Below are 18,255 nucleotides of genomic sequence, written 5' to 3' on the forward strand. Positions count from 1 at the left end.
CGCTATGATTATTAATTCTTTTCTCATGTACTTCTAATTTATGTTTTATCAATTCATCATTCATATTTCACCTTCTTAATTTCAAACTTATTCTTATAATTATTTCTATTATCTATATACAAACTCTATACCTATAATTGATTTATATACTTATTGTGTTATTATTGATATATTCATACTTAAATATTTTACTACTGCATCTTTTATTTTGTGTGATATAAGTAACTCCCCTCGCAATTATCTAACACCTTAATTATCTAAATAAAAATAGCATACAAGAGCTCTAGATATCCTTGCACTAGCATTCAAAAGTCTATCCAATAATACTTTAACTATAAATATAACAGATTTTCTAACAACACCTTTAAATACAACATCACCTGACACTTTCTTGTAAGATAAACTCATATTCCTAGTCTATGAGAATTATTACAATATTTAATGTTCCTAATAGCCATATTATTCTAATCTCTATGCCTACTAATATAATCTTTATATAATTTTCGCTTCAATTATATATATCTTTTAACTATACTTATATACTTTATTAATCGAGTAGGAGGAAAATAATTATTTTATTTTCCGTCCTCTCACACCACCATGCGTACCGTTCGGTACACGGCGGTTCAATAGAATTACCTACATCTTAAATAACTTTCAGTTAATGTTATAAACCCTTGTTCTTTTAGGTAGTTGTTAGATAATGTTATTGCTAAAACAGGGCTGTTGGAGATTCTCCAATAGCCTTTTCTTGTGTTTGCATATTCCCACGCTTTGAAGCTATCTAATCCTAATTTAACTAGATTATCATGTTTTGTTTTAATTTTCTTCCACTGCTTCCAATAGCATAGGCGTAGCCTTCGTCTTAGCCATTTATCTAACTCTCTTAACGNNNTTTTATATTTATTCACTTTGAGTTTTAAATCTTCTTCTATGAACTTTGTGATATTATACATCACTCTTTCTGCCGCCTTCTTTGATTTTACATATATATTACAATCATCAGCGTACCTACAGAAGTTTAGCCCTCGCTTTTCTAACGTCAATGAAATGCTAGGCGCTCCTACATACTCTTCGAGTTCCACTCTATCCTTCCGTAGGTAACTTTCTCTATGAAGTTGTCTGCTTTCATCACATTTCTTTGTGTTCTTCAAAGTTTCAAAACCTCCTATCGTTCAGTCCTTCCACTCGCTTTCGCGATTAGCGAGAGTACTATGACCTCTGCTGACTTCTTAGACTTCAGCTATGTATCACTACATAGGTTATTGCTTCAAAATTCATTTCAATAATGTATATCTAAGCTCTCCCCAGGTAAGAACGTAATCTTTCTCTCCATCTATCTGCCACATTTACATTACCTATTTTCGAGTAGTTATTGGGCTTTAGTTTGATTAGCAACCTCACCCATAGGTACTGCCTTATATGTGGTTTCTGTTCGTCAGACCAGAGATTTGCCGCCGACTTCCTTCAGATTCCACCTCACGGTGGACACCCTTGTCTTAAGCTATACACTTACCACTACTAGGTCGTGTTAGGGACTTTCACCCTTAAGATTACGCCCATGCTGGGCGCACTAAGTAAAAGAGACTAGAATTAAATCTAATCTCTTTTCTATTAGATCAATTCCCAATATAATTCTATTGCACTATTTTTGTTCTATTATAATTTTCTTTTTCTCCTCTGTAATCCAATTAAGAGTAATAGCTTTATCTAAAGCTGATTCTGTTAGTTTTCCTTCTCTCCATAGTCTATTTAATGTTTCAAACATTTATTGTACACCTCCTAGTAGATTAGCTAAAACCAAACTATCTACAGTTTCTTTTAGTATTTCTAATTCCGTTTTTTCTTTCGGAATATTCTTTTCTGCTTCAACTTCTTCTTTAGTCTTATATTTAATCTCTGCCATAGTTACACCTCCATCCATTCAGGGAATTTTCCTTCCTCAGTAGCATCACTGCCTATAAAATTTAATAGAGTTACATACAATATATTATTTTCTCTTTTTACACTTATAATAGGATTAACTTCTAATGAAGTTTCAACCCCTTCAAATTGTGCATCTTCGGGGAATGTTGCAAAATCAAAAGTGTCTGTTACACCTTTATACTCTACAATTACAACCTCGCCATTAAAATTATAATTAAATTTTTCTCCATTCACTTGAGGACTTAAATATACTTTCATTATTTCCACCTTCCAATCGCGAATACTTGGGCTCCCCCGACTCTTCCTGCACTATCAAATGAGATAACATTGACTAAACCAGTACTATAACCAATAGACCCTCCTGAAGCTACGGTATAGTTGTTGCCTAATGCTAATATTTTAGGGGTCGCTGTAAAGATAATTGGAAATGTCCATGTCCACATAGGTGATTTATACCCTACTCCAAAGCTTTCAGAAGTAGTTAATGAAGGAGTACTAGTATAACAAATCATAGTTCCATCACCAAATTTAATATATCTACCATTGGCATTACTTCCACTTCCTACGATTATCGCATCTCTTACAGATCCTATACCACCAGATAATATAACATCTTTGAACCCGTAAGTTGCTGTTCCGATAGTCATAGTATCCATTGCAGTAGAACTAGGTCTTAGTGCATTATTATTTCCATCTACAACAATTCCTTTTGTTCCAGCATTTATCCCTAAGTGTTGCTTTGTAGTTGAAATAGTATCTACTACATCATTCAAGGGGGCAAAATTTAATGTATTGAACAATGAGCCTCCATTATTTAAAAAATTCATAAAATCTTCCAATTCAGAAGTATGTGTATCAATCTGTTTCTGCAAATTTCCAGCTGCATCAGTACTTAACTGATCTTTAACATGTTGAAACCATACTTCAAAGGAGTTATCATATTGAGCAAATAAATCCGTAGTATCTATATTTTGCATTGGATTATATACATAACCACAATATTCTTGTATAGATCTCAAGTCTGTTATATTTGCTTGTACTATTTGAGTTGTCCCCTTTTTAACTAATACATCTGCAAGTCCTAATTCCCATATATCATCATCCCTTTGTAAATCAGGTGCTGAATAAGAAGCAGTCCCATAAGCACCCTTTTTTACTTCTATAGATATTTTTCTATTTATCCTATCTAACCTTGTTACAATTCTATCTATTCTATTTAAATCTGAACTTGCTGGCTCAAGAATTATTTCTCCATCAAAATTATCATAAGCATAATAACCGTTTATAAAACAGCTACCTGCCTTTACTTTCAATTTCATCAAGTCATTAACCATTACCTGAAAATTATTTGATGGATTTGCATATACCCCATTACTTAAAAATTCACTATGATATTTTGCAAAATATTCTTCATCCACGGCCCTATCATAAATAGGAAGCCCACTTTCGTCTATATCTACAATTTCACTAGGAAATATTCCACTTATAATTGACATTTTATTTCACCTCTCTATTTAATTTTTGCATTATTGTTTTTTCTTCTTTACCAAATACTATAGAAATATCGTGCTTATTATTTTCATACACTTCAGTTATTTCAGTTATTCGCTGATTAACTACTATACCTAATTCATTATCTATATAACTACATAAATCACCTAAATCATAATCTACTTTATATTTAAGATTAGATATAGAATTAACTGTGGTATTAACATTTTCAACAATTCCATATTCATATAGTTTTTCAATTCCCTTTTGATATAATACTTTTTTATACTCCTCTAGTGTCAATTCATCTTGTTTATCTCTGACTTCAAGGAAAATCTCTCTACGCTCATTACCATTGGTTAAATCTATAGCAGTAATTACTTTAATACCTCCCTCTCCTTCACCAACTACATAAGCAAAGTTTTTATACTCTTTATGGTTATACTCATAGGTAGACGTAGAGATATTCTCATATTCATCACTAAATACAACAATTGAATTTAAACTTTGATTTTCAGTTCTATCTATTCCTTGCCACACTTCAAAGTACATCTTATTCTCCTCATAGTTATATTTAACTCTTATAGATGACTCTTGAGTACTTGTAATATCATATATTTTTTCGCATAGATTTTCATACCCTACTTGCACTGCAATGCCTGTGCCTACTCCATTAACATTACCTAATTTAAGATTATTTATGGGTTTATTAGCAATTGCAAAGTTATTTACAAGATTTCTAACAATATTTTCTACTGTTCCATTCAAATTTTGTATTTTATCTATAACTCTGTAACTAAGTAAAGCCTCTATAAATCTACCTTTAATAGTGCATTGACTATCTTCATTTATATAAGAATAAGTTTCTATAATTCCAACTTCTCTAAAGCTAGAACTATAAATATACTCTCCCCTTCTTAATAGCTGAAAATATTTTGAATCTATATATAACTCATACTCCCCAATATTGTAATATCTTCTAGTCCATATAAGAGATGTGAAATTATCTATAAATCCTATTGGTTCAAATTTGTTATTTAGTATAATTAAGTCTACCATGTCTTACACCCCGAAGAATTCAGCTGTCCACTTAGGATAAACATTAAGATTTGTATATCCCTTATCAGCACTATATTTTAATATATTTTCTCCAACCTGCATGTCAATAAAAGAGCTAGAACGATCCATCTTTTGAGAAATATTTTTCCCATTTAGCTCTATCCTCTTAGTACCTTTATTCGTATTAATTGTGAGAATATCACCAGGCATCAAGTCCACTACTATCCTTAAAAATTTTCCTGTAGTTAAGTTTTCTATCTTTGGATTGCTCACCTCACCCTTTGCCATAAATGAGATAATTAACCCTGTATCTTTATCGCCATTATTAATTATTGTAGCCTCTTGTCTCAATACTTTAGCCGACATAATCATACCCCTTGCTGGAATAGTGAAAGGTACAGTAATACTATTAATTTTACCAGCCATATTTTTACTAAACTCTCTCTCATCTTTAAAAAATGGATTAGGACATATCAAATTAATAATAAATTTAAGTGGATCATATAAATTCTCTCTACTATCTTTAAAACCTGCTACCTCATAATTAATTACCCTCTTAACTCCAGAGTAGTTTACATATAACTTCCCAGTCAAATAAGGATTAAAAAATCTAATTAGGTTTTGTCTTCTAGTTTCTGTATCCTCTGTTGATGGATATTCTGCTGTAATAGTTATAAGTCTTGATTCTACTCTTTTACTTTTAACAGTCCCACCATCAAATTGTGCATTATTTACAATATTTACATTATATTCTGAGCTAGAGATTCCTTCTATATTTATTAATTTGTATAATTTATCCTTACCAATCTCTAAAATCTTGCCATTACATTCTAATTTAATATCTATATACTTAGCCAAATGCAAGCTCCTTTCTTTGTATTTTTATTGCTCTCGCAACTTCAGATGGTGATTTTACTGGTTGATATATATTAATAATCTCATTAACACCGTTATCATTATTATTTACTATGGAATATGGTGTTTCCATAGCAGCTCTATAACTAGAGTTCATTGCCATATTGCCGGAAACTTTAGTAGTTTCAAAATCAATTGTAGCTTTCATTTTTCTTGTTAGATCTTGTAAATTGCCCCCTACTTCTTTTTCAAGATTTGGAGTTTCTACATCAATACCTACACCAATACCTTTAATAAGGTTTTTACCTATCATATCTCTAAATAGAGTTGATGGTGAGTGAATTCCAAAAAAGTCTTTAAATCCATTTGCTATACTACTGGCTACATTTCTTACTGTATCAACTACTGCACCAACCCCTGCTATAAGACCATTTTTTAAACCCTCCAAACAGTTTGTACCAATTTGTTTCCAATCAGCTTTAGCAAAAGCTCCTATAATTGCAGCTATTATAGTGGGTATATTACCTATTAACGTAGGAATTGCTATAATGAGTCCCTGTATTAGAGCCATTATTATTTGAATTGCCGCACTTATAATTGCTGGCAAATTATTTATGACTGATAATACTATTCCATTTATTATCTTTGGTATTTCCATAATTAATTGTGGTAATGCTCCAATTATTCCTTGTATTAGAGCCAGTATTATTTTAATCGCTGCATCTATGACTCGTGGAAGATTTACTATGAGGGTATCTACTATATTTAACAAAGCTTGTACAGCCATTGGAATTAACTCTGGCAACATTGCTGCTATTCCATTAATAAGTGCCACAAGAATATCTATACCACTCTGAAGTATAAGTGGTAAATTTTCTCCTATAGATGTAATAATAGTTGTTATGGCTTGTATTACTAGCGGTATTAACTCTGGCAACATTTCAGATATTCCATTTATAAGTGCTAAAACAATTTGAAATCCGCTTTCCATAATTAATGGTAAATTTTCTGTTATCAATGTCATAATACTTATAATAGATTCTTGTACTAAAGTTATTAACTGTGGAATAGCTTCTACTAATCCTAGTAACAATTCAGATATTAAAGTAATTCCTAGCTCAAATATACTAGGCAACAGGGTAATAATGCCTTCAACTAGCTGTATTATTATCTGTATAGATGATTCTGCTATTAACGGCATATTTTCTTGGAATCCAGCTATCAATGATTCTATAATCAAAACTGCAATATTCATAATTTCAGGAGCCTTTTCAGCTATGCCTGTAATTGCCTGAGCAAATATATCTCCAACACTGCTTGCAAGTCCTTCGAATCCACCTTCATTAAATGCTGAAGATAATTGTCCTATCATATCTGTTGCTGAAGCTGTTATTTCTTTTAACGGGGCATCTATGCTATCACTCATGTCTTTTCCAAGGCTCATAAGCGAGCTTTTAAATATAGTAACTTCACGACCTAATCCCTCTTCCATCGTTGCTGCTGATGCATTTAAGTCTTCTATTTCTTTCCCTGCATTTTTACTAAAATCTGCTATTTTAGATACCCCTTGTGCAAACTCTTTTCCAGCTTTTATTCCATAAGAGCCAACTTTTCCAATAGCTTTAATAGTCCCACTAAAAGCGGCCGATGTAGCCTTACCAATTTTTGATGATATACTTTTAAATGCATCTACTCCTGCTTTACCAACAGTAGTAGCTATCTTCCCAAATGCTCCCTTTCCTGATATTCCAACATCAGAACCAATTCTTTCAAAAGCTTTTTTACCATATTCTATAGTTGAAGATGCCATTTTCAACCATCTTGTTTCTTTTATTGAGTCTGTCACTATCATTGATGAAAGTTTAATATCGGCTTTTAATTTATTAAAGGTTCTTCTTATTTTTTCTGAAAGCCCTCCTACTTTTTCTTCAAAAGTTTTCGATATAGATTCAAAGAAACTTATCTTAGAAAGCCCTTTGTTTAATCCTTGTCCAATTTTACCCATAGCAACAGAGTTAGCCTTAATTATTTCTTTTCCTGCTCCAGTAACTAATTTAGAAATAATTTTTGTACTTTTCTCTTTAGTTTCTTCACCTTCTGATTCTAAATTTTCTAATATACTTTTTAATGTTAAATTTATCTCTTCGTTTATACTTATATTTGACATAATATCACCTGCCTTTTATAAAGCAGGCTATGGCTCACTACTCTAAGGTGTGGCACTAAGCTCTGGCTTTTTTATTTCTATATTTATTAACCTCTTACATCTACTACATTTTATTTCTCCTTTGATGTAATCAGCTTTAATTAATAATTTATTACAAAATGGACATTTTACTTTTACTATGCAAATCACCTACCTTTACTAATAAAAAGTGCCTAGTTTTATAAGCACTTTTTATTAGTTTTTATAGTTAGAATACTAAAATCAAAGTATTCCCCTTAAGTCTCCATTTTCCATAAGAGCATTTTCAATTTCTGTAATCTTTTGTTTCTTAGATTTACTCATTGGAATAGCATGAATCCTCTTCATATTACTATAAAAATCCTTTTGTTCTTTGCTCATATTGGTATTTATAGTCATAGATCTGTATCCCATGATTTTCACTATTTCATTGTCTTCCTTTAGAGCTCTAAACATAGCTCTAAATTTCCACCAATGAAAGTCTTCTATATCCTGAAGATCTATACCATATTGAGCGAAAAAAGCAGAGTATATATAGTCATCATCATAATCAAAGCAATATGCTCTTGTATCCTTTCCCATAGATACTCTACTATTTCCTGAGCTAGTTCTTTCGCCAATATCTTTTCCACCTCTATAAAACCAAAGGATTTGTTTAATCGCTTCTTCTAAATTATCTGGTATTACTGGATAATATAGAAGAAGAGCATTATATATCTTTTCTTTATCATCAAACTCATCATCCTGCATCATTATCTCAAACAAAATGGATGTACGAAAATCGTAATTAATCTTATATTCTCTATTATCTATTTCAACTTTTCGAGGTAAAACATCAATTAAAATATTCATTATTTTTTAGAACGTCTTTGAACTCTATTAGAAGAATACTTATTAGCAATGAGTTCAATTTCTTTATTTTTCTCATTTATGCCTGTTATTAGAGCCTCAAAAGCCTTTAAACATTCAAGTAAGTTAACTTTATCTCCAAATACTCTTTCATGAGTACCTTGTCCAAAAAGTTCATCAAAAACATTAAAGATGGCTTTGCACTGAGTTCTTATCCCTTCTCCAATTGACATACCCTTTGTTTCTTCTTCTATATTCATTACTTTTTTTATTGCTTTATCATATTTTTCTGCAACATCGGCATCAAATATATCTAATTCTAGCTCAATTCCATTAATATTCATTAAATATTCCTCCTACTAAATTGCAGTAAATGTTTTTGTTGCAGTATTGAATGTACCTTCTATAAAATCTCCTACTGCATTTAAGTTTCCTGATACCACAATAGTTTCTCCACCTGCTCCAGCTAATCCAGCAACTTCACAACTTACTATAAATTTTCTAGCCTTATAAGTATTCTCACTTCCTTCTATTGGTTGAAATAGTTCAACTTTAACATAGTCAAATTGTGCATCTGCCCCTGTAAGATGATTTCTTCCAACATTATATAATGCCATTACTGCCCCTTCACTTTTAATTAAATCTGATGTGAATGGGAATTGTGTTTGGTATGACTTAATTGTAGTTGAAGATGATTTATCGTTAATATAAACTTTAGTATCAAGTTGAGCTGCTGGATTTTCATCTAATGTATTAAATCCAGCTCCCATTAATTCATATTTTTCTACACCTGTTGATTCACCTATATTTATATAATCTGCTATTTGATGTCTTTGTATTGATTCTCTACTCATTATTTTTTCCTCCTTCTTGGTAATATACCAATCTACATTCTATTTTATATTGTGCTTTATCTAGATTTTTTTCAAAAACATAACCACTTGTTAATGCTTCTATTTTTTGTGCCACTCTCCCACTATCTAATACTGGTAGATTATTAAGCTCTGATTGAAGTTCCAGCCACTTAGCAAAGTTTTCATAGAATTTACTATTAGCTATATTTTGTACTACATCTTGTCCGCATACTTCCCTACTGACAAACATGAAACAGTATTGTCTAAGACTAGTTCCATTAATATACTTTTTTAAAATTTGTTCTCTAGGAAGTTCTTCTATCATATAGGATACTGTATTTTCACCTAAGTAATTAATATTAATACCATCATTAATATTTGCTAGATAAGGACAGGTTCCTATATATTCTTTGATACTTTCTACTATATTCATTTCTACCTCCTCTACTGATTTATATATTTTCAATATCTATTAGCTATTTATTAAAATCATTGTCACAGTTTAAGAGCTTTGGTTACTAGTTTTTAAAATTGAATTAATTTATCTAGACCTATTTAGCTAATTAAATTTAAATATATATTTTTACTTACTTTAAATTAGAGGCTATTCTTTCTTTTTGAATTATCCTAATGTATTTCAAAGAATTTATAAATCCTAATATGAAAGTCACCGCATTATTATCACCCCTTTCCTTTAGCTTCATTTCTTATTTGTTAATAAAACTTTTTAACCATAACTCATAGTGATAAATTAGTAGTCTAAACTTTATTATTCTTATTTTAAAATTAAAAACTAATTTATTATCTTAAGACTCAACTTTTAATAACTTATCACCACTGCGATGATATTATTCTAGCACCTCTTTAAACCAATTATATAAAGAGAGTTTAAAAGGAATTTATAAAGAATTTATAAAGAATATATTTGCAAGAGATTTGATAGCTTTTGACTTTATTGCTGATACATATTCTTCTGTAATATAAAGCTTTGCTGAAATATTTCTATTACTTTCCTTCTGAAAATATCTCATTTCAATAATACTTCTTTCTCTATCTGTAAGAATTTCTAGAGCATTTTCAATCTTTTTTATTTCAGCCTCTTTAACTTTTATAGCATAATTTAATCTGTTAATTTCAGCCTCTTTTCTTATTATCATATTTTCCACTGTTGAAGTAATTTTATTAGTTTTTCCTGTCTTCTCCACGTAATTTACACCAATTCCGTCATCATACTCATTTTCTAGTAACTCTATATCTAGTTTTATATTTTTAATTTCTACTTTCGTTTGATTAAAGTTATAAAGCATAGTTTCAATTTTTTTATTCATATTCATATTGATCCCCCTTGAATTTAATTCAATTTTTATTATTTATTCTTGAAATATTATATTGATTTAAATTCAATATAATATTTCATTTGTTAAAGACATATTTTAGCCTAAGCTCTATTTATAACACGATTTACTATTGTTGAGTTATTTATCTAAATATACTTCATTTCTTATACAACCCCCACATTTGAATTTAATTCAATATTTATATTTTGATTTTATTGAATTAAATTCAAATTGTCAAGTCGTATTGAACTTTTTTTTGATTTTATTTCAACTTGTGTTGATTTTACTTCAAATATGGTTATAATATAATTATAGGAGGTGTAAATATATGAATACACTGGGTATTAGGTTAAAAGAACTTCGAAAAAAACATGGATTAACACAAAAATCATTAGCAGATATTCTTTTAATAGATAATAGCTCAATTTCTAAATATGAGAATGATAAAGCAATACCGGAAAATGAATTGCTTCAAAGAATTGCCGATTTTTTTTCCGTATCTGTAGACTACTTACTTGGTAGAAGTGATATATCATCACCTAAAAAATCAACTTTTGATGATTTAGAATTAAATCCCAAAGATAAAAAAGATATTGAAAAAATTTTTAACAGTACCTTGGAGTCTTTAGAAAATCAAGAAGGACTTATGCTTTCGGGTAATCCTATTAATGATGAAGACTGGGAACTATTAAAATCTGCTATTCAAAATGGAATTGAGTATGCTAAGAAAATGAATAAGATAAAATATACCCCTAAAAAATATAAAAAATAATTTTAAACTTTATTTCGTAAAATTTGATGATGTTTTGGGGGGAATATAATTTTGGAAATTTCAAATTTAGTAAATAACTTAGTAAAAAAATATAAAACTAATGATCCTCGAGAATTATGTGATGCTCTTGGAATAAATGTTATGTACGAAGATTTAGGGTCTATTCATGGATTTTATCAATATGCTCCAAAAAATAAAATAATTCACTTAAATATTAGATTAAGTGAAATTGATATGTTATTTACTTGCGCTCATGAACTTGGCCACGCTATATTGCATAGTAATTTAAATATACTTTTTCTAGAAAGTAAAACTACTCAAGTTAAAGNNAAAGGTAAATATGAAATGCAAGCTGATCAATTTGCAGCTGAGCTATTGATTGATAAATCAATACTACTTAATTATGAAGGTTTATCCATAAACACTATTGCTAAATGCGAAAATATAGATATAAAATTTTTAAAACATAAATTTTTATATAAATGAATTATTAAGAGTTCATCAATAAAACCATCAGGATATATTTAATCTCATATCTTGATGGTTTCTGTTAAATAGATTTATATTCTAAATTTCATGTATTCTATACTAATTTTTGATTAAAAATATTATCTAACTCTAACTTCCTCACCTTTTTTTGAATTTCTTCTGACTCTAAAATATAAAGTCCATTATCCTTCATTCTCTTAAAGTACTCGGCTCCTGCAAAGGTATATCTATTTCTTCTACCTTCTGTAGTTTGAACCTTTTCATTAGCATAAGCTATAATGTCTCCAGTAGCTAAATTTCTTGGAAGGGTTAAAAGTGGCATTCCAAGCTCATTTCTAACAGTATTATGTCCTGCTAATGAACCAGTTGTTATGGCTTCCGTATGTCCTACAAAAAGTCCGCTTTTTTCTCCAGCACAGAATAAATTATCAAGTCCTACAACTTTCATCTGATTACTTCTTGGTGCAACTGATAAATATCTAATGGAGTTTCCTTTACCACCTGCATATGGATCTACAAATTTTGCCTCTTCAAGACCTTCAATTTTTCTAAGTTTATCTAAGGGATAATAAGAAGTCATTAACTTAGCATGACCAGTATCTAAAAGCACTATATTTTCCGCAAATTCCTTTAGTGCATATTGCTGACAAACCTTTTGCTTTAACTTATCCGTATTTATATCTTCTGTTGGAACCTTTAATACTACTACTCCTGTTTCATCTAACTGTCTTACTATTTTCTCTGATAAACTATCCTTCTCCAACTTGCATGATCCACTGAAAGCACCAAATACATCTTCCTGTCTTTCACCTTTTATATCCTCTATACCTGCTCTATAACTAATACTTACTCTTGGTCCAAAGGCTGGGCATCTTAAGATACACATAGAACAACCATTTCCATATCGTAAACAATTTCCCATAGGTCCTGTAGAACCAGTAGTTTCTACAAAGGCATCTGCTTCTATATATTCACCATTACTAAGATAAATTCCCTTTATATTAATCCCTTCCATATTTACATCTACTACACGGTTTACAAATCTAATTTTTATTCCCATTCTTTCAATGTGTCTTCTTACTGCTGGCTCTATTCTATTTACATTATAAAGCCATGCATGCTCATGCCCTGGAAAATCTATATTTTTGTGGAGTGTATTAGCATCAGTTATGTTGATTAAATCTCCAGCTCCTAGAGCTATAAGCTCCTCTGCTGCAGTATACCTTCCATTATTCCTCATAATCCCGCCAACATTTCCAAGTCCTAGTAATAAATCTGTTTTTTCAAATATTTCAACTTCAGCTCCGGCTTTACGTGCAGAAATTGCAGCTGCACAACCAGACCAGCCTCCCCCTATTATAACTATCTTCAATACAATCTTCTCCCTTCAAATATATATTTAGGACTGGTTTGCATCTTACACAGTCTTCTCAATTTTTCATCATCATTCATAATTGTACAGCAACCACAAACCCCTTCCCCACAACACATTTTTGCATTATTGGAACAAGAAAATTCAATATTCTTATCATAAGCTTCTACTATTTTCATGATTTGATGACTAAGCACATCTGCACTGTCACAATGCACTAAAGCAATATTACCCTTAGTTAAAATTCCTTCTAAAATCTTTCTACACTTACAATCAAGAATTCCACCCATAAGCAGTGTATTGGTTTTAATTATTTCTGTAGCATATTTTTTCAATTCCTTTTCTATAAATATTGTATCTAACGTTCCTTCATCAAGAATTACTGTAATTGTGTTTTCATTATTATATAATTTCTCCATAACAGGTACCATAGGTGCTTGACCTATACCTCTACATACTAAAACACAATGATTTCTTTTAATGGTATTCACTGAATTAAGTCCTAAAATTCCATTCCAAAAAGGACCTTTAATTAAAACATATTCATTAATATTTACATCTTTAAGTATCTTTGTTTTAAGTCCCTTTAATTCAATAGCCAAGGTAATAACATCATTTCCCGTATCACTATCCATAACACAAATCGGAGTATCAAAGGCTTGTTCACAATCCTCTTTTCTAATAAATACAAAGGAACCAGGACCAACTAATTCGCTAGCTAGTTTTTGAGTAACTTTAATCTTTAATATCATAAGCTTTTCATTTATTAGTTCTTTATCTATAATTTGAAATCTTTGATGTTTCCTTCCTTCCTTTGCCTTAAAATTGTTTTGCATAAATTCCTGATATATACATACTCCATTCCAATTTACGCAATCACAAAAGTCTTTGCCATCTAAGTGAGAACAAAGAATGCAATTTCCTGACTCAGCTAAATGACATGGACAGTATTCACTTCCACAATCTATACAGTTATATGGTTCATAGCCCATTACCTGCGCCTCCAAAATTACTATATTATCAGAATATTTCACAATAAGTTATTTGCTACTGTTTCCATGAAAAAAACCAAGGTTTTTTACCTTGGTTAATATTATTTATTCTATTCATCTTTATTCATCATGTATTTAATGTAATCCCATATTCCAATTTTTTCAATATCTTCTTTGGGATGAAGGGTTATTGCATATTTAGAGTTTAATTCATTGGTTATGGTAAGTATTCCTATATCATCTGTAGTTCTAATTGGTGTAGTTAACTCATAATTAGGTATAACAATATCTTTGACTATTTTTTCTTCCTTTCTAACAGGGAACATTAAATCTTCTTCAGCAACTAGTGGTATTCCCTTTTCTTTTCCCTTAACTTTTATATCTCCTATAACTTCACCAGCTTCGATAATCTTTTTATACTCATAATTATCTTTTACATATTCATAAATTCTCTGACTTTCTTTCCATCTTGGAACACAATTTAATGTTACTACAATTATTTCATTTTTATCTAATTTAAAGGAACTAACAAGACATTTTCCAGCCTGTCCTGTATATCCAGTCTTAACTCCAGTACAATTAGGCTCTGAATATAAAAGTTTGTTTATATTATTAAATTGTTTTGTAAATTCTATTCCTTCTTCTCCCGTGATTAATTTAGTAGATACAATTTTATTAAATTCTTCAATCTCTTTAGCTTTTTTAGTTGCTATAGCTAAATCATATGCTGAAGAATAATGGGAGTTACTATCTAGACCATGAGGTGATTCAAAATGACTATCTAATAAACCTATAGATACTGCAAATTCATTCATGACTTCACAGAACTTTTCTACAGTTCCACTAGTTCCTTCTGCAATAGCAATGGCACAGTCGTTACCTGACTTAAGCATAAGACCATATAAAAGTTCTCTTATGGTTACCTTATCTCCAGCCTTATATCCTACTTTAGAGCCTCTTATAGATGCTGCATTTTTAGATATTTCCACAACTCTATCTATATCTCCATACTGTAAAGTAACCAGAGCAGTTATTATTTTTGTTGTACTTGCCATAGGTATAACTTTATGGGCATTTTGATCAAATAAAATAGTTCCAGTAGCTGAATCTATAGCTATTGCAGATACTGCATCTACTCTTATTGGAGCTGCATCTACGTTTTTTATAGGAATACTCACTATAGTAAATAAAAATATTAATAGAAAACAACTTACTCTTCTTTTCATCCTTTTACACTCCCAACTTAAATTTGTGACTTATTCTCAAATAGTTTTATTTTTTTTATATACCATGAATATATAAATCATAGTTGGATAGAATTGCAGATATAAAACTATGGAGGTTTAGTATACTAATGAAATATTTTTTATGGATTTTAGCCATAGTTACACTGGTCTTATTATTTCCTATTCCAATAAAAATAACACTTATATATGCTAATGAAATTTTTACCTTAAAAATATATAATAAAGTGATAATTCCGTCAAAAACTAAAAAAACTAAGGCTAAAAATGAAAACAAATGGAGTGATTATGTAAAAACTCCTAACGAAGAAAAAATTTCAAAATTGAAACTTAAAGATTTAAAAGGAATAATAGAACTCTTTATTAATTCTAAATTTAAATTTACTATACGCACTAAATTTAAAATGGACTACTCTATAGAAGATGCTGCTATAAACGCTATTACTTACGGCTTTTTATATCAAATTACAGCATTTTTTTCAACAATTTTAAATCTATTTTTTAAAGTTAAAAATTTTACTCCTACTATCAATATTAAATATAATGAAAATTTCTTTAAATTTGAAAGTACTAGTATAATTTTTATAAATATAGCAAAAATTATATACATGGTTATTGTAATTTTTTATCACCTTATCAAAGTACGAAAAACTTCTTCCTTTGATAAAGTGAATTTAAAGGAGGAATTTTAGATGGACGGTCATCCAATAGAAAATTTAATGAAGTCGACTATGGAAAATATTAAAAATATGATTGATGTGGATACAGTTATTGGTAATCCTGTAAGTGCACCTGATGGTACCACAATCATTCCAATTTCAAAGGTATCCTTTGGTTTTGCCTCAGGTGGAAGTGAATTTAAGGATACTAACTTAGATTCCTCTAACAGGCATCCCTTTGCTGGTGGATCTGGTGCTGGAATCTCCTTAAAACCAGTGGGGTTCTTAGTAGTACACAAAAATACTATAAGATTTCTTTCCGTGACTGAGTATAATCCATACGATAAGATAATCGATGCAATGCCTCAGGCCATTGATATGATTTCTGGGCTATTTAACAAAGATAAAGTCAATGGTGATAATTATTCTGAAGTCTATAACCCATGCGACCCTTGCGATTAACTCTAAGAAAAAAGGCTATTTTAAAATAATTCACTAATCTTTTTCTAATGTTGAGGATGTACTTTAATACTATAAGTACATCTTCAATATTTATTTAAGATTTAGTTTTTATTTTAAATATAGCCATAATATTATGTGTAATAGTAAAATATATTTATTTTATTATTAGAATTTCTTTTCTTCAATATCCTTTTCCTCTAATTCTACTAGCTCTTCATCTTCAATAAAATTATCTAAAGATGGTAATTCGCCTAAAGATGTAAAATCAAAGTGCTTTAAAAATTCGTCAGTAGTAGCATAAAGATTTGGTCTTCCTATAACACTTTTCTTTCCTGATTCCTTTATTAGTCCTTTTTCTACTAAAGTACTAATAGCTCTATCACTTTTAACTCCTCTTATGTCTTCAATTTCTATTCTAGTTATTGGTTGTTTATAAGCAATTATAGACAGGGTTTCAAGAGAAGCTCTAGATAAGGATTGTCTAATATTTGTCTTTAACAGCATTTGAAGATAATCACTATTTATAGGTTTTGTACCAAGTTGATAGGCCTTATTGATACATATTAGTTTTACTCCCCTAGACTCATCTCTTTCATATACCTTTTCTAAAACCTTTAAAAGTTCTGTAGCAAATTCTACTGAACATTCTAAAATACTTGCTATAGTGTCTACTTCCAATGGGTCTCCAGTTACATATAATAAAGACTCTATTATAGAAAAATATCTTTCATATTTAGACTCGTCTATAAGATAATTTAACTGATGTTCTGATTCTTGAAGAACCTCTTCAATTTTATTTCTAGGATCAATATCTATACTTCCATCTTCTTTATTTACTCTACTTAAAATTTTATCATTAACTTCTGCATCTTCATGATTTAAATTAGTATGTTCATTCATCCCCCATCACTCCTTCTAAATATATTTCACCAAAGTTGCCATGTTGAACTACTCGTACATTCTTCAGCTTTATTAACTCTAACAAGGCTAAGAAGGTTACAATGATTTCCGTTTTACTTTTGCTCTCCTTTATTATACTAGTGAAGGCAGTATTTTTACTATGCAATAAAACTTCTTTTAAGTAATCCATCTTATCTTCTATTTTAAATAACTCAACCTGTACTCTGTCTTCTATGTTAAAGGTTTCATTCATCTTATTTTTATATATTTCCATAAGTTCAATATACATATTATATAAATCCATCATAGTTATGCCCTTAAGTAGCTCTTTGGCATCTTGCTTTTTTTCCCTGGTATCTTCAATTATTTCAGGCCTTTTAGTAAATATAATGCCTGTATTTATTTGTCTCTTGCCCAGAAATTCAGCTATATTTTTAAATTTCTTATATTGAACTAATTTATCTATAAGCTCTTGTGTATCATCAACCTCTTCAATCTCTGGTTCCTTATTTTTAGGAAGTAATACCTTAGATTTTAATTCAATTAATGTAGTAGCCATAACAATAAATTCCGAGGCAATATCTAAATCCAATTCCTTCATTTCATTTAGATATCCTATATATTGATTTGTTATATCTAAAATACTTATATTATATATATCCATTTGGTTCTTTTTTATTAAGTGTAATAAAAGGTCAAAGGGCCCCTCAAAGTTTGAAGTTTTAATTGTTAATGCCATGATTTCACCTTCCTTACAACAAATTTATCTGTATACTAAAAACTTCAATATATATTTTAGCATGAAAACA

General features: G+C 29.9%; 22 protein-coding genes and 1 pseudogene. 4 read left to right on the forward strand and 19 right to left on the reverse strand.

Annotation, left to right across the window (positions count from 1 at the left end):
• Window positions 1–249: 249 nt before the first annotated feature.
• From B2671_RS12910 to B2671_RS12970, 14 genes and pseudogenes are all read right to left on the reverse strand, one after another.
• Window positions 250–408 (reverse strand): phage holin family protein, encoded by a 159-nt coding sequence (locus tag B2671_RS12910; RefSeq protein WP_346870770.1) that lies wholly within the window; start codon window positions 406–408, stop codon window positions 250–252.
• A 227-nt stretch (window positions 409–635) separates the two neighbouring features.
• Window positions 636–1,040, reverse strand: a pseudogene (locus B2671_RS17615) (group II intron reverse transcriptase/maturase); the annotation flags it as partial.
• A gap of 605 nt (window positions 1,041–1,645) precedes the next feature.
• Window positions 1,646–1,768, reverse strand: coding sequence for an XkdX family protein (locus B2671_RS12915; protein ID WP_346870771.1), 123 nt, complete (start codon window positions 1,766–1,768; stop codon window positions 1,646–1,648).
• Window positions 1,769–1,906, reverse strand: a complete 138-nt coding sequence (locus B2671_RS12920) for a hypothetical protein (protein WP_346870772.1) — start codon at window positions 1,904–1,906, stop codon at window positions 1,769–1,771. It abuts the gene before it with no gap.
• Between the two features lie 2 nt (window positions 1,907–1,908).
• Complete coding sequence (locus tag B2671_RS12925; RefSeq protein ID WP_346870773.1) at window positions 1,909–2,184, reverse strand: hypothetical protein; 276 nt, start codon at window positions 2,182–2,184, stop codon at window positions 1,909–1,911.
• The gene (locus B2671_RS12930; protein ID WP_346870774.1) at window positions 2,184–3,422 is read right to left on the reverse strand and encodes a hypothetical protein; all 1,239 of its coding nucleotides are present in this window, start codon (window positions 3,420–3,422) and stop codon (window positions 2,184–2,186) included. The genes B2671_RS12925 and B2671_RS12930 overlap by 1 nt, the downstream gene beginning before the upstream one ends.
• Before the next feature lies 1 nt (window position 3,423).
• Complete coding sequence (locus tag B2671_RS12935; RefSeq protein WP_346870775.1) at window positions 3,424–4,476, reverse strand: siphovirus ReqiPepy6 Gp37-like family protein; 1,053 nt, start codon at window positions 4,474–4,476, stop codon at window positions 3,424–3,426.
• 3 nt (window positions 4,477–4,479) lie between these two features.
• Entirely contained in the window at window positions 4,480–5,334 is an 855-nt protein-coding gene (locus B2671_RS12940) for a phage distal tail protein (RefSeq protein WP_346870776.1), read from the reverse strand.
• Window positions 5,327–7,498 (reverse strand): hypothetical protein, encoded by a 2,172-nt coding sequence (locus tag B2671_RS12945; protein WP_346870777.1) that lies wholly within the window; start codon window positions 7,496–7,498, stop codon window positions 5,327–5,329. The genes B2671_RS12940 and B2671_RS12945 overlap by 8 nt, the downstream gene beginning before the upstream one ends.
• A gap of 261 nt (window positions 7,499–7,759) precedes the next feature.
• Window positions 7,760–8,368, reverse strand: coding sequence for a bacteriophage Gp15 family protein (locus tag B2671_RS12950; RefSeq protein ID WP_346870778.1), 609 nt, complete (start codon window positions 8,366–8,368; stop codon window positions 7,760–7,762).
• Window positions 8,368–8,709: a DUF6673 family protein gene (locus B2671_RS12955; RefSeq protein WP_346870779.1), complete on the reverse strand. Its 342-nt coding sequence runs from the start codon at window positions 8,707–8,709 to the stop codon at window positions 8,368–8,370. Before B2671_RS12955 ends, B2671_RS12950 begins: the two co-directional genes overlap by 1 nt.
• A 15-nt stretch (window positions 8,710–8,724) precedes the next feature.
• Entirely contained in the window at window positions 8,725–9,219 is a 495-nt protein-coding gene (locus tag B2671_RS12960; protein ID WP_346870780.1) for a hypothetical protein, read from the reverse strand.
• A complete protein-coding gene (locus tag B2671_RS12965) occupies window positions 9,212–9,652 on the reverse strand; it encodes a chloramphenicol resistance protein (RefSeq protein ID WP_346870781.1) in 441 nt (146 codons plus the stop codon). The genes B2671_RS12960 and B2671_RS12965 overlap by 8 nt, the downstream gene beginning before the upstream one ends.
• A gap of 466 nt (window positions 9,653–10,118) precedes the next feature.
• Entirely contained in the window at window positions 10,119–10,553 is a 435-nt protein-coding gene (locus tag B2671_RS12970) for a sigma factor-like helix-turn-helix DNA-binding protein (RefSeq protein ID WP_346870782.1), read from the reverse strand.
• A gap of 331 nt (window positions 10,554–10,884) precedes the next feature.
• Between B2671_RS12970 and B2671_RS12975 the strand changes: the two genes are divergently transcribed.
• Entirely contained in the window at window positions 10,885–11,328 is a 444-nt protein-coding gene (locus tag B2671_RS12975; RefSeq protein ID WP_346847974.1) for a helix-turn-helix domain-containing protein, read from the forward strand.
• A gap of 51 nt (window positions 11,329–11,379) precedes the next feature.
• Entirely contained in the window at window positions 11,380–11,814 is a 435-nt protein-coding gene (locus B2671_RS12980) for an ImmA/IrrE family metallo-endopeptidase (RefSeq protein ID WP_346870783.1), read from the forward strand.
• Window positions 11,815–11,911: 97 nt separating this feature from the next.
• On the opposite strand, the gene B2671_RS12985 is transcribed toward B2671_RS12980, so the two are convergent.
• From B2671_RS12985 to B2671_RS12995, 3 genes are all read right to left on the reverse strand, one after another.
• On the reverse strand, window positions 11,912–13,189 hold the full coding sequence (locus tag B2671_RS12985; RefSeq protein ID WP_346870784.1) for an FAD-dependent oxidoreductase: 1,278 nt from the start codon (window positions 13,187–13,189) through the stop codon (window positions 11,912–11,914).
• Complete coding sequence (locus tag B2671_RS12990; protein WP_346870785.1) at window positions 13,186–14,181, reverse strand: sulfide/dihydroorotate dehydrogenase-like FAD/NAD-binding protein; 996 nt, start codon at window positions 14,179–14,181, stop codon at window positions 13,186–13,188. The genes B2671_RS12985 and B2671_RS12990 overlap by 4 nt, the downstream gene beginning before the upstream one ends.
• Before the next feature lie 110 nt (window positions 14,182–14,291).
• Window positions 14,292–15,407, reverse strand: coding sequence for a D-alanyl-D-alanine carboxypeptidase family protein (locus tag B2671_RS12995; RefSeq protein WP_346870786.1), 1,116 nt, complete (start codon window positions 15,405–15,407; stop codon window positions 14,292–14,294).
• A 128-nt stretch (window positions 15,408–15,535) separates the two neighbouring features.
• On the opposite strand from B2671_RS12995, the gene B2671_RS13000 reads away from it, so the two are divergent.
• Window positions 15,536–16,117 (forward strand): hypothetical protein, encoded by a 582-nt coding sequence (locus B2671_RS13000; RefSeq protein ID WP_346870787.1) that lies wholly within the window; start codon window positions 15,536–15,538, stop codon window positions 16,115–16,117.
• A complete protein-coding gene (gene ytfJ, locus B2671_RS13005) occupies window positions 16,118–16,546 on the forward strand; it encodes a GerW family sporulation protein (protein WP_346870788.1) in 429 nt (142 codons plus the stop codon). It abuts the gene before it with no gap.
• Between the two features lie 165 nt (window positions 16,547–16,711).
• Here the strand turns inward: ytfJ and scpB are convergent, their stop codons facing one another.
• Both scpB and B2671_RS13015 read right to left on the reverse strand, forming a co-directional pair.
• A complete protein-coding gene (gene scpB, locus B2671_RS13010) occupies window positions 16,712–17,446 on the reverse strand; it encodes an SMC-Scp complex subunit ScpB (protein WP_346870789.1) in 735 nt (244 codons plus the stop codon).
• Window positions 17,439–18,185, reverse strand: a complete 747-nt coding sequence (locus B2671_RS13015; protein ID WP_346870790.1) for a segregation/condensation protein A — start codon at window positions 18,183–18,185, stop codon at window positions 17,439–17,441. Before B2671_RS13015 ends, scpB begins: the two co-directional genes overlap by 8 nt.
• Window positions 18,186–18,255 lie beyond the last annotated feature (70 nt).

The organism is Clostridium sp. UBA5119 (genome assembly GCF_002414285.1).
Taxonomy (GTDB): Bacteria; Bacillota; Clostridia; order Clostridiales; family Clostridiaceae; genus Clostridium_J; species Clostridium_J sulfidigenes.

Excerpts from the sequence above, each read along its gene's own strand:
- B2671_RS12910 (WP_346870770.1), bottom strand. The coding sequence starts at position 408 with ATGAGTTTATCTTACAAGAAAGTGTCAGGTGATGTTGTATTTAAAGGT.
- B2671_RS12915 (WP_346870771.1), bottom strand. The coding sequence starts at position 1,768 with ATGTTTGAAACATTAAATAGACTATGGAGAGAAGGAAAACTAACAGAA.
- B2671_RS12920 (WP_346870772.1), bottom strand. The coding sequence starts at position 1,906 with ATGGCAGAGATTAAATATAAGACTAAAGAAGAAGTTGAAGCAGAAAAG.
- B2671_RS12925 (WP_346870773.1), bottom strand. The coding sequence starts at position 2,184 with ATGAAAGTATATTTAAGTCCTCAAGTGAATGGAGAAAAATTTAATTAT.
- B2671_RS12930 (WP_346870774.1), bottom strand. The coding sequence starts at position 3,422 with ATGTCAATTATAAGTGGAATATTTCCTAGTGAAATTGTAGATATAGAC.
- B2671_RS12935 (WP_346870775.1), bottom strand. The coding sequence starts at position 4,476 with ATGGTAGACTTAATTATACTAAATAACAAATTTGAACCAATAGGATTT.
- B2671_RS12945 (WP_346870777.1), bottom strand. The coding sequence starts at position 7,498 with ATGTCAAATATAAGTATAAACGAAGAGATAAATTTAACATTAAAAAGT.
- B2671_RS12950 (WP_346870778.1), bottom strand. The coding sequence starts at position 8,368 with ATGAATATTTTAATTGATGTTTTACCTCGAAAAGTTGAAATAGATAAT.
- B2671_RS12955 (WP_346870779.1), bottom strand. The coding sequence starts at position 8,709 with ATGAATATTAATGGAATTGAGCTAGAATTAGATATATTTGATGCCGAT.
- B2671_RS12960 (WP_346870780.1), bottom strand. The coding sequence starts at position 9,219 with ATGAGTAGAGAATCAATACAAAGACATCAAATAGCAGATTATATAAAT.
- B2671_RS12965 (WP_346870781.1), bottom strand. The coding sequence starts at position 9,652 with ATGAATATAGTAGAAAGTATCAAAGAATATATAGGAACCTGTCCTTAT.
- B2671_RS12970 (WP_346870782.1), bottom strand. The coding sequence starts at position 10,553 with ATGAATATGAATAAAAAAATTGAAACTATGCTTTATAACTTTAATCAA.
- B2671_RS12975 (WP_346847974.1), top strand. The coding sequence starts at position 10,885 with ATGAATACACTGGGTATTAGGTTAAAAGAACTTCGAAAAAAACATGGA.
- B2671_RS12990 (WP_346870785.1), bottom strand. The coding sequence starts at position 14,181 with ATGGGCTATGAACCATATAACTGTATAGATTGTGGAAGTGAATACTGT.
- B2671_RS12995 (WP_346870786.1), bottom strand. The coding sequence starts at position 15,407 with ATGAAAAGAAGAGTAAGTTGTTTTCTATTAATATTTTTATTTACTATA.
- B2671_RS13000 (WP_346870787.1), top strand. The coding sequence starts at position 15,536 with ATGAAATATTTTTTATGGATTTTAGCCATAGTTACACTGGTCTTATTA.
- ytfJ (WP_346870788.1), top strand. The coding sequence starts at position 16,118 with ATGGACGGTCATCCAATAGAAAATTTAATGAAGTCGACTATGGAAAAT.
- scpB (WP_346870789.1), bottom strand. The coding sequence starts at position 17,446 with ATGAATGAACATACTAATTTAAATCATGAAGATGCAGAAGTTAATGAT.
- B2671_RS13015 (WP_346870790.1), bottom strand. The coding sequence starts at position 18,185 with ATGGCATTAACAATTAAAACTTCAAACTTTGAGGGGCCCTTTGACCTT.